This is a genomic window from Streptomyces sp. NPDC058758, assembly GCF_042746075.1.
GTDB lineage: Bacteria > Actinomycetota > Actinomycetes > Streptomycetales > Streptomycetaceae > Streptomyces.
The window spans coordinates 115,950-127,598 of record NZ_JBHYPS010000023.1; the positions used below are offsets into that span (position 1 = coordinate 115,950).

6 protein-coding genes are annotated in these 11,649 nt (G+C 70.5%); all 6 read right to left on the bottom strand.

All coding sequences use genetic code 11. The annotated features are described in order from the left end of the window. On the bottom strand, positions 1–7,732 hold a 7,732-nt coding region (locus ACFW6A_RS24865; protein WP_386643036.1), incomplete at its 3' end, for a helicase-related protein. 93 nt (positions 7,733–7,825) lie between these two features. Continuing rightward, a complete protein-coding gene (locus ACFW6A_RS24870; RefSeq protein WP_386643039.1) occupies positions 7,826–8,038 on the bottom strand; it encodes a hypothetical protein in 213 nt (70 codons plus the stop codon). After that, the gene (locus tag ACFW6A_RS24875; RefSeq protein WP_386643042.1) at positions 8,038–10,458 is read right to left on the bottom strand and encodes a phage portal protein; all 2,421 of its coding nucleotides are present in this window, start codon (positions 10,456–10,458) and stop codon (positions 8,038–8,040) included. Before ACFW6A_RS24875 ends, ACFW6A_RS24870 begins: the two co-directional genes overlap by 1 nt. 1 nt (position 10,459) lies before the next feature. Further along, positions 10,460–10,819 carry a hypothetical protein gene (locus ACFW6A_RS24880; protein ID WP_386643044.1) on the bottom strand — a complete coding sequence of 120 codons (360 nt, stop codon included), beginning with the start codon at positions 10,817–10,819 and terminating at the stop codon, positions 10,460–10,462. A 48-nt stretch (positions 10,820–10,867) separates the two neighbouring features. Continuing rightward, positions 10,868–11,296, bottom strand: coding sequence for a hypothetical protein (locus ACFW6A_RS24885; protein WP_386643047.1), 429 nt, complete (start codon positions 11,294–11,296; stop codon positions 10,868–10,870). 93 nt (positions 11,297–11,389) lie between these two features. Next, positions 11,390–11,649 (bottom strand): response regulator transcription factor (locus ACFW6A_RS24890; protein WP_386643049.1); only part of this gene is annotated, 260 nt, incomplete at its 5' end.

Consider the following 11,649-nt stretch of genomic DNA (forward strand, 5'->3'; position numbering starts at 1 on the left):
CGTCGCTGGCCGGCTCCGAGGTGGCGTCGGGCTTAATCGAGTCGAGGTCGGACCGAACCTTCTCCGGCGTCAGCTCCTCGCCCTCGCTCGGCTCGTCGGGCAGAGGATTCCCGTCGCGCTCCGCCTTCTCGCGGGCGCGGCGCTTCTTCCGCTCTTCGGCGTCCGGCCACAGGATGCGGGTGGTGCCCTTGGAGTCGGTGGTGATGGACGGCGGCGCCGGGGTGCGCGGCAGGAGGTCGGTGTCCTGGGTCTGGGCGGGGTCGTCGGCGTCGGCCGGGTTCTCGCCGGCTGCTATGCGGGCCTCGCGGAGGTTGTGCTCGATCTCCTCCATGCGGGACCGCTTGGCGGTGGCGGCTTCGGGGCTGGAGACCTCGCGGCTCTGCTCGCGGATGGCGGCGGCAACCAGCTTGCTGCGGCGTTCGGCGGCTTCCAGCTCGTCGGCCTGCTCGAAGGGCTTGTCGACGCGGAGCTTGGCGTCCTCGGCGTTGCGCTCCTCGACTCGGAGGATGGACTCGGCGCGTGCGATGGCGGCCTCGACGCCGGCGACGAAGTCCTCCAGGCGGGTGAGCGGGACGATCGACCCTTCGTCGAAGTCGTCCTCGCCGTACAGGCGGGTGCTCTGCGGTACGTCGGGCAGGGAGATCATCACCGTGCCCTGCTGGCCGAAGGGGCGGCCCCAGTCCCGCCTGTACTCGGCGACGATGTCGAGGTTGCCGATCTTGCCGATGATGTGCTCGGCGTGGTTGGCGTGCGGGTTCTTGTTTCCCGCACGGATGACGGCCTTCGCCGCGGTCGCGAGGGCCTGCATGGCGTCCTGGCGCTTGGTGAACGTGCTTGTGCCGATGGTGGCTTCGAAGGCGTCGCCTCGGGTGTCCTTCTTCCGCGCGGCGACGTCTCGGAGCTTCGCGACGAGGTCGTCGGTGTGCTCGCGCAGCCGTTCGGCGCTGCGGATCGTGGACCGGAAGCCCTCCTGGGCCCGCAGGTAGCCCTTGAACTTCCGCTGGAGGACGGCGAGGGAGGCCCGGACGTTCGCCTGCTCCAGGAGGTAGGCGTTGCCGGTCGCCATGGCGGTGACCTGCTCAGGGTTGAAGATGCCGTCCGGGATGTCTTCGACGGTCCGGTCGGTGAGGTTGCCCTTCATGAGCTGGCGGATGAACTTCGCCTTCCGGGCCACGGTCTGCCAGGAGAAGCCGTCGAAGGACTGCTCGGTGACGTACTGGAAGATCGCGACTTCGGGGTTGGCGTTGCCCTGCCGGACGATGCGCCCGTTGCGCTGCTCCAGGTCGGCGGGCCGCCACGGGCAGTCGAGGTGGTGCAGGGCGGTCGCACGCAGCTGGACGTTGGTGCCCGTGCCCATCTTCGTGGTGGAGCCGACAAGGACGGCGATCTTGCCGGTGCGGGCGTCGTCGAAGAGCTTGGCCTTCTCCGCGTCGTTCTTCGCCTCGTGGATGAAGCGGACCTTGTCGGCGGGCACACCGCGCTCGACCAGGAGCGACTTGAGCTCGTCGTAGGCGGCGAAGTTCGACTCCGCCATCTCCTCCAGGTCGGCCGGCGCCGCGCCCTTCTTCCCCTTCTTCTTGCGCCCCGGGTCCTTCGGGGTGCCCATGTCGAGGAACACGATCTGGAGGGCGCCGGGGGTCTCGTGCGGCGTCTCGTCGTTCTTCGAGGTGGGGTAGACCGCGTCCTTGGTCTGCTCGTAGATCCGCTGGATGTTGTCCGCGGCCGCGGGGAGCTTGTTGCCGACCTCGTCGAACCCGACCATCCGCGGGTCGAGAGAAACCTTTCGCCCGTCGGAGCTGATCTTGAGCATGTTGTCTTCGGACGGGTCGACGCGGCCTTCCTTGACCGCGCGGGCCCGGGCGGCGAGCTCGCGCTGGTAGGCCATCTGCGCGCCGGTGGGGTCGACGGTGATGGTGACGGCCTTGCCGCCGGCGATGTCCGGGACGTCGAGGTGCAGGTCCTCGGCGGTCTTCACGTCCGCGACGGTGCGCCAGATCCTGAGGAGCTCCGGCATGTTGCGGAACGCGGCGAAGCGGGAGACTTCCTTGAAGCCGGAGCCGTCCGCGGCGAGCTCGACGCCGGAGACGATCTTTCCGTAGGTGGAGGCGAAGTCGTCGAAGTCGCGGATCTTTGCCTTGTCGAGGAGGTCCGGCCGCAGGTAGCGCAGCATCGTGTGCGCCTCGGTGACCGAGTTCGAGATCGGGGTGGCGGTGGCGAAGGTGACGACGCGGCCCGACTTCGTCTTGGAGCGCAGGTACTCCAGCTTCATGTCGAGGTCGGAGGCCCGGTTGGAGCCCTCGATCGCGGCGCCCTGGATGGAGGAGGCGGTGGCGAGGTTTTTATAGTGATGCGCTTCGTCGACGACCACGTAGTCGATGCCGGTGTCCTCGAAGTAGAGGCCGGCGGTGTCCTTGGACGCCGCGATCTTGGACTCGATCTTGGCTTCGAGCTTCTTGAGCCTGTTCTGGATCTCCTTGACCATCCGGGACTCGGAGCGCCCGCGGCGGCCTTCCTCCTCCTCGGCCGCCTGCTGGCGCTTGAGCGCCCGCTCCAGGGCCGCCTTCTCGCGCTCGATGTAGGCGAGCTGTGCCTCGGGGCGCATCTGGATCGACTCGAAGGCGGTCTGGGTCATGATCACGGCGTCCCAGTCGCCGGTCGCGGCCCGCGCGATGAACTCGCGGCGCTTGCGGCCCTGGAGGTCGTCGCTGGAGGCCGTGAGAATCCGGCCGGCGGACTGCGGGTAGAGCTCGACGAATTCGTCGTGGAATTGCTGGAGCATGTGGCCGGGGACGACCATGGCGGCCTTGTTGATGAGCCCGAGGCGGCGGAGCTCCATCACGCCCATGGTCATCTCGGCCGTCTTGCCGGCGCCGACCTCGTGGGCGAGCAGGACGGCGGGCTCGTTGACCATGCGCGCGACGGCGGAGTGCTGGTGCGCGTGCGGCTTGAACCATTCGGCGAGGCCGGGCATCGTCCGGCGCTGGCCGTCGTAGGAGCGCAGCGCCAGGTTGTTGTGCGTGTCGTTGTACGCCTTCTTGATGGCGTCAGAGCGCTTCGGCTCCTCCCACAGCCAGTCCTGGAAGCGCTCGCGCATCTCGTCGGCCTTGGCCTGGGCGGCGCCGGTGGCCTCTTCGTCGATGTAGGAGGCGCCGGTGTCGTCCTTGACGCGGACCTGGATGCGGCCGTTGGTGAGGATCGCCTCGGCGAGCTTGATCGCGTTCCACTCGCGGGTGCCCCACAGGGAGGTGGCGGCGCGGCCCTTCTTCGTGCCGTCCGGGGCCTCGACCTTCCACATCGAGCCGCCGTGGTAGTACACGCGGACGTTGCGGTCGCGCAGGATCTCGCGGAGGAACTGCTGGACGGGTTCGGCGCCGATCCAGGAGGCGCCCATGGGGGCGTCGATCTCGCCGGGGGAGATCTCGGGCGGGAGGACTTCTTCGAGATGACGGACGTTGACCTCGAAGGCCGCGTCCTCGCCGGCCTTCTGCTGGGCCTCGACGAGCTTGGCCCGCACGTTGCCGGAGAGGTAGTCGGCGGCCGGGATCAGGTCGCCGCCGTTGTGGGGCTCGAAGACGAGCGGCCACTCGCGGCCACTGTCGGGGTCCTTGGAGCGGGCTTCGAGGAGTCGGGCCCGGGCATCGGCGGGCGACAGGCCGAGAACCTTGCCCAGGGCCTCGTCGTCGAGGCGGCCGTGCTCCTCCAGGACCAGGGCCATCGCGTCCTCGGGGGAGTCCGCCCGGTCGGAGATGGTGCGGTGGACGGCCTGGCGCTTGGTGAAGACCGAGGACTTCTTCGACTGCTTGGTGGTGATGTCGAAGGTGTCGAGGGACCGGACGACCGCCATGGTCGGGTCCTTGGTCATGATGCCGCCCATCTGCGGGCGGTTCTTCGTGGCCTTCTCGACGGTCTCGCCGGTAACCGGGTCGGTGGCCTTGCGCTTGCCCCAGGTGTAGCGGTTCAGGGAGCCGTACTTGCCGTGGTACTTGTCGTACCGGGCGTTGAGGTCGGCCCGGAGCATGGCGATGACCTGCTCGTCGGCGTCGGGGCGGGCCTCTTCGGCGATGAGGGTCTTCATCGCGTCGCGCAGCCCCAGGAGCTGGCGTACCTCGTCCACCTGCTTGGCGGGCACCTGATAGGGCTTGATCTGGCCGTCGCGGACCTGGGTGAAGGTGCCGTCGTCCTCAGCCTGGACGTGCCCGTCGATCCGGTCGGAGCCGGCGGGCAGGAGCCGGGCCTTCGGTCGGTCGCTGTCGTCCTTCTTGTAGGCCAGGCCGTCCGTCTTGGCGTCGGCGACGATCTTCTTGAGGGCCTTGTCGAGGGCGGGAGCCAGATGGCCGTCGCCGTCGACACGAAGCTCGCCGTCGCGGTACATGCCGGAGCCGACGGCGAGCTCGCCGAGGACGCGGTCGCGGTTGGCGAGGAAGTACGGGTTGACGAAGACCTTCTCGGCCTTGGGGTTGTCCTTGTCCGCCGGGGACTGGCCGGGGAGGTCGGTGACCTGCATGGAGTGGACCCACGTCGGCGGGTCGTCCTTGCCGCGGGCCAGCTTGACCGCGCCCTTGCGGTCGCGGCCGGTGGTGAACTCCTTGTCCTTGTCGCGGCGCCGGAAGATCAACAAATCGGTGACGACGTCGGTGCCGGCGGTACGCCGGTGGGCGCCGGACGGAAGGCGGATCGCGCCGACGAGCTCGCCCTTGCGCGCCATCTCCATGCGGGCGTCCTCGGCCCGGGCGGTGGCGCCGTCCATGGTGTACCGGGACGTGACGACAGCGACGAGGCCGCCCGGGCGCGTCAGGTCGAGGCTCTTGAGGATGAAGTGGTTGTGGATGTTGTGTCCGCCCTTGTTGTGGCGGAGGTCCACGACCTTGTAGTCGCCGAAGGGCACGTTGCCGACAGCCATGTCGAAGGTGCCGTCGGGTACGCGGGTCTTCTCGAAGCCCTCGTTGCGGATGTCGGCGTGCGGGTAGAGCGCCTTGGAGATGCCCGCGGTGATCGGGTCCAGCTCGACACCCGTCATCCGGGCGCCGTCCGGGGCGTAGCCGATGAAATTGCCGCTGCCCGAGCCGGGCTCCAGCACGTCGCCGCCGTCGAAGCCGAGGTCGCGCAGGGCCTGCCACACGCCCTGGACGATGGCCGGGTCGGTGTAGTGGGCGTTGAGCGTGTTCTCCTTCGCCGCCGCGTACTCGTCCTCGCTCAGCAGCTCCTTGAGCCGGGCCTGGAGCGGGGCGAACTCCTCCTTGGGGGAGTCGACGAAGACCTGCGGGGTGGCGCCCCAGCCGGACCAGCGCGACAGGATGTCCTGCTCGGCGGGGGTCGCGGGGCGGTTCTCTGCCTCCAGGGTCCGAAGAACCTCGATGGCGGCGATGTTCGCGCGGACGCGGGCCTGGACGGTGGACGGGACGAGCGAGCGGCCGTCCACCGGCGGCGTGAAGGCGGGGGCGGTCTCCTCCTGCTGGGAGGAGCCGAAGGCTACGCGGTGATCTTCGGCAGGGGCCTCGTCGCCGGCATGTCCTTCGTCTCCGTCCCGGGCTCCTTCGGCAGGTACACGTACTCGTTCATCGCGGCCTCGCGCGCCATCAGCTTCGCCATCTCGATCTGCCCGGCCCGCTCCCTCGTGTCCACTTCCTCGTCCGGCTCCGGCTCCGGCACGAGATCCATGTACGTCTCCCCGATCTCCGTCTCCACCGTCTCCCCGATCCTGGTGAAGAGCTCGTCCCTCTCCGTCTCCGGAATCGCCGCCAGCGCCGTCGGCCTGTACGTCTCCCAGTACGCCTTCGCCCGCTCGCCGTACGGATTCACCCTGCTCCTCCTGCTGCTGGTCGCCCGGCCGGTCTTGGGCCTTCGGCGTCGTGTCGTCATCATCGTTGGTCGGGGCGTCTGCCGGGATGGCGGGCCGCTCGGGGGACGGCTGCTCGTCGCCGGCGCGCTGCTCGTTGTCGGGGTTCGGCTTGGTGCGGGCGCCCGCGCGGTCGGTGCCCTGGTCGGGGCCGACGTGTCCGACGGCAACGGTGCCCTCGGGGGCGCCCGCGCGGTTGGTGATCTGCTGGGCGGCCGCGGTCTCGGCGGTCTCGGGGTTCTGCTGCTGGGGCGGGCCGCCGCGCTTCTTGCGGGTCTTGTCGACGTACGCCTTCTGGGTCTCGGCGAGGAGCCGGCCGAACTCCTTCTGCGTGCCGCCTTCCTGGATGCGGTCGTTGAGCCCGGGGCTGTCCCAGTCGAACGGCTTGCCGTCGACCTGGGCGTTCTCCAGCCGGTTGGCGAAGTCGACCGCCTCGGCCTTCCGGGCGAAGGAGGTCAGCTGTCCGCCGGTCGCGATGTGGTCGATGACGTAGCGGGCCTCGGGCGTGCCGTCGCCGCGCGGGATCATCGTCTTGGCGACGACGAAGGTGCCGCCCTTGGACATCTGGGGGCCCTGGAGCTGGGCGTAGACCTTCCGGACGGCTTCGGCGTGCCGCTTCTGTCGCTCCTGGTCGTCGGTGAACGGGGTGAGCTTGCCGCTGGTCCAGTGCTGCCGCACGTCGGCGAGGGTCTTGAAGCGGCGGTTGTCGGCGGCCGCCGGCTTCTTCGCGGCCGTGCGTCGGGCCGTGGCCTTGGGCTGCGGGACCGGCTCGTCCTGCCAGGCCCGCGGGGTGGTCGCGCCGTTCTTCTTCGGCTTCGGGATCTTCTTCCCGCCGTGCGCCTCGAAGCGCTGAACGGTCAGGCTCAGGGCGTCCGCGAGGTTCTGCGCGTAGCGGGCGACTTCCGGACGGCCGTCGGTCTCGGCGAGCTCGGCCAGGCGCTCGGCGTCCTCGGCGAGGTCCCGCATGGTGTCGAGGTTGTCGGCCGAGGAGCGGGTGCTCGGCTGATCGGTCTCGTAGGGGACCTTGCCGTCGATCATGTCGTCGAGGTCGACGTTCCCGCCCAGTTCACGCAGATAGTCGTAGGCGTCCTCCGCCTCTCGGTTGTTCCAGTCCGAGGGCCAGACGGCTTCGAGATCGGCGAGGTAGTCGTCCTCCAGCTCCGCGATGGCGCGGCGGGCGTGGTCGGTGTCGTGGAACTTGCCCTCGCGGTCGGGGTCGTTCTTCGTCTTCTTCGGGCCGCGGGCGCGCAGCGCGTCGCCTCGGCCGGCGACGTGGCCGGAGCGCCGGCTCTGGCCGCCGATTCGCAGGAGGTTCGGGTAGTGGCGGGTGGGCTGGTTGGGCTCGGTCGCTTCGGGGAGGAGTTCGCCGTCCTCGTCCTTGCGGTTGGGCATGACGCGGCCCTGGTGGATGAACGGGTCGTCGTCCTCCGGTTCGGGGCCTTCGCCCTGGTCCTCGCCGTCGATGTCCTCGCCGAGGTCGTCGCCCTGGTCGTCCTTGTCGTGGGGGTCGTCGGGCGTCTGCCCGTTGTCGCCGGTGTCGTCCTGGTCCTGATTGCCGGCGCCGCGCTGGGGGTCCTTGGCGCGACGTTCGTCCTCGTCGCGGACCTTCCGCTTGCTGCGGGTGGGGGCGGTGCCGTCCGGCCGGGCGACCATCGTCAGCCGGGAGGCGTGGACCGTGGAGCGCTCGTGTGTGCCCAGGTTCTCGACGAGGACGTTGCGGCCGCCGAGCGCCCGGAGGACCCGGGCCATGCCGCCGCCCCAGACGCGGGCGAGGCCGCCCGTCTCGATGAACCGGCCCTTGGAGTCGCGCGGGTGCAGATCGGGGTTCCAGGGGCGGCGGAGACGCTTGGTCTCGATGCTGGCGAGGCGGCGGTCAGCGGTGTTGTCGATCTGCATGCGGCGGACCATGCACACCGCAGGGGGTTAACGTCGCGTGCTCCCTGCGCCGGCTTCGGGAAAGGACCTCCTTTCGTGGGGTGCAGCGCCGCGTCACATCGTCTCGGTGAGGATGTGCAGGGCGAACCAGCCGGAGAAGCCGAACCAGGTGGCGGCGAAGACGGCGCGGCCGGCCTTGGAGGCGCGGGTGCGGAAGAGGCGGCGGATGTTCTCGGACAGGGTGTCGTTGTCGCGGCGGTTGGCGAGCGCGATCGTCTCGAAGAGGGCGAAGGCGCAGGTCCAGACGATCCAGATGGCGGGCCACATCAGGTGGAGGTCTCCTCGGTGTCGGTGGTGCGGTAGAGCAGTCGGCAGCGGCAGTTGGCGGTGAGAGCGATCGGGGCGATGGGGTCGCCGGGGTACCGCATGGGGTATCCGGCGACGTCGTACGGCTCGGTGACGGGGAGCGTGACGCCGTCCTGCGCGGCGTGGGCGGGGCGGACGCGGTCGTCGCGGCGGGTGATCCAGGTGCGCTCGACGCCGGGGCCGAAGGCGGCTGCGGTGGCTTCGGCGGCCCCGTTGACGGTGGCCGTCGCGGCGGCCTCAGCCGTGTGCTGAACCAGTTCGGAGGCGTGCTCGGAGAAGGCGGTACGTATGGCGGCGGCGAGGTCGTTCAGGTCGTCGGTGGCGCTCTGGGTGCGGTCGAGGAGGGCTGCGACGCCGTTGAGGAAGTCCTGGAGGCTGGTGGTGGCGGCGGCCACTGCGGCGAGCACGGCCGTGACGATCCCGAGCTGGGCGCCAGGCGGTGCAGTTCGGGCGCCGAAGGCGTCTACGGTGTCGCGGGCGACGGCAGCGGCGGCCCGGGTCAGGATCGGGGCGAGGGTGTCGGCGGCTTCCTCCGTCCAGCGGCTGGCGTCCACGATCCGGGCGGCGTCGAGCGGGGTGGTGCCTCTCCGGGTGTCGTGGGGGCCGTCCGCTGTCCAGAACCGGGTGCCCTTGCGGGCCTTGGGGGAGCGGAGTCGCGCGAGGATGACGCCCTGCTGGCGGGCGAGGAGCGCGTCGAGCGCGGCCGCCGTGGCGAGGATCGTGCGGTCGAAGTCGTCGTCGGTGACCGCGTATCCGGCTGGGGCGCCGGCCGGCAGGGTCTTGGTCTGGATGCCGCGAGCCTCGTCGACGGCGGCCGCAGCCGCTCCCGGCTCCTGCTCATCGACGGCCCGGGCCTGCTCGACGGCGGCCGCGGCCTGTCCGGTCCCGAGGTCGGTGTCCTCGGTGCGGGCCTGCTCGACGGCGGCCGCGGCCGGCCCAAGCCCGCCCGGGGTCTCTTCGTCGCCGCGGGCCTGCGCGACAGCAGCGGCGGCCGTGCCGGGCGGTTCAGTGCCGGGGTCGAGGGCCGGGGGCGCGCCGTCCGGGGCGGGAAGCGCCCCGCTTCCGGGCTGCTGGCCGGGACCGGCGATCCCGAGGGCGGCGGCGTCGCCGGGGTGCAGCGGCACCGGCGCCTTCTGCGGGCTGATCCACAGGGCCCGGCTGTGGGCGTTGTCGTAGGCGGGGAAGCCGGCGCGCTTGCGGTACTCGTCGATGGAGATGAGCCCGGCTTCCCACTCCTCGCGGGCTTCGGCGCGGCGCTTGCGGCGCGGCAGTTCGAGGGCTTCGACGGTGGAGGTGTCGTAGCGGATGGCAAGGCCCTCCGCCGCGAGGTCGCCGGCGAAGGCGTTGGCGATGAGCTCCAGGTGGGGCAGCTCCGTGTGGATCCAGAAGCCGTACTCCTCCTGTTCGGCGTTGTCGAAGGTGCGGCCGCTCGCGTTGCCGGTGACGCTCTCCGGGACGCCGAAGGCGGCCAGGATCTCGACCTTGGCGTTCTGGGCGGCGTGCTCGTACGCCATTTCGCGGGGGCGGGCGGCGAGGTCGACGTAGTTGATGCCGCCGGGGCCGGAGCCGATGACGGACAGGTGGCCGGCGTACTCGGCGCCGGGCAGGAAGCGGTTTTCGAGCCGGTTCATGTCCCGGTCGGACAGGGTGGAGGTGTCGACGGCGAGGACGCCGCCGGGCCTGGCGTCGTTGCGGATGAAGGCGACGTTGTACAGGCGGCTGAGGTGGTCGAGGTCGACCGAGATGCCGGCGGCTTCCAGCGGCGTGATGCCGGAGAAGGGGTCGGTGGGGTGCGGGTCGCGGATCCAGCGGACGCGTTCGGGGTCGAGCTCGCGGACCTCGCCGTAGAGGGTCGTGAACTCGTAGTGGCTGAGGTAGTCGCCCTTCTCGCTGGGCACGGGGATGACCCGGTCCGGGGGCAGGAGGTCGAGTCGCGTGATGGTGCCCCTGTTGGACTTGGTGACCTCCACGAACGTGCCGCGCTTGGAGAGGAGCACCTGGCCGGAGGCGCGCTTGCGCAGGACGGGGCCGGTCTCCAGCGGGTTCGCCTGCCCGTTGAGAACGCGCAGGAGCGGGTGGTCGGGGAAGGTCTCCTCGAACTCTCCGTCTTCGGTCAGACCGCGGCCGATCTCCAGGGGCAGGCGGGAGGCATGCTTGCCGATGGTGTCGATAGCCTTGAACGTCCAGACGCTCCGCTCGTACCCCTCTGTGATGACCCTGTCGAGGTCCCAGCCGTCGGCCCGGGCTTCGGTGCCCCACGAGGTGACGGCCGCGTGGCTGGTGGAGGTGTAGCCGCCGGTCCACGTGACGGTTTTCGCCTCGGCCGGGCTCGGGCCGGGTGTGATGAGCGATCGAAGAGCGGGGAACCAGCGGCGCGCCATCTCACGCCCCCTTGCTGCTCAGCCACGCGCCGCCGCACAGGACGAGGAGGCAGGCGAGGGTCCAGGGGGAGAAGACCCAGGCGGTGAACGCGATCAGGGCCAGGCCGATGCAGAGCGGGATGTAGCCGGCGAGGAGGGAGAGGGTCGAGTTGGAGGCGAGGGAGCCCTTGTAGAGGAGCCTGAGTGCCCCTGCGGTCATGGAGGTGCCGCCCAGGAACAGGCTGAGCATCGGGTTGACCACGGCGGTGACCACGGCCAGGCCGACCGTCCCGGTCCCGATGAGGAAGAGCCCGGCGAGTTCACGCGCCACGTGGCGGCGGGGCACGCGGGGGAGGGGTGGGAGGTTCGGCGTCGTCTTCACGCGGCGGACCGTAGGAAGGCGAACCCCTTAGCGTCGCGGGCTGGCCTGTCAGCGGGACGGGCGGGAGACGCCAGCGACGTAGGCGTCGAGGCCGCGGCGCTGGATCTGGCCGCCGGGAATGATCGTGGCGTTCGGCGGGGGTGATGCGGGAGCCTTCCGCTTCGCGCGCACCCTCTGGTCGCCGCCGATCAGGTGCCGGTTGTCGATCAGCGCCTCGCAGTCGATATCGGCGACGTCCTCGTACGGCCGGCGGCAGGCGCGGCAGTAGACCTCCAGCGCGTCAACGCGGGTGCCGCCGTCAGTGGTGAAGGAGCCACGGAAGTCGGCGATCTTGGCGATGTGCTCCTTGACCGAGATCTCGGCAGCGACTACCCAGGAGTGGGAGAGGTCTTCCGGCTCGTCGTCCGGCTCTGGGACGGCCGGTTCGGCGAGGGCGAAGAGGTCGAATTCGAGCTGGTCGAGTACAGGCGTCGGCACGGGCGGATCCTCCAGGGCTCGGGACGTCTTTATGGACGGAGTGGCCCGGCTTCCCGTTACACCTTGCCCCAGAAGGCCGCGCGGCCGAGCTGGCTAGATCAGGCCCTGCCGCATCGCGTACGCCACCGCGTGCGAGCGGTTGCGCAGCTGGAGCCGGGTGATGACCGCGTGCAGCACGTTCTTGATGGTGCGTTCGGAGTACGAGAGCTTCGCGGCGATGTCCGCCGTGTCGTAGCCCTCCGCGACCAGGCGCAGCATGTCCACCTCGCGCGCGGCGAGGCCAGTGAAGTGCAGCCCGCGCGGGCCGAGGACCTGGCCCTGGAGCCGGCCGACCTCCTCCAGGAGCCGCCCCA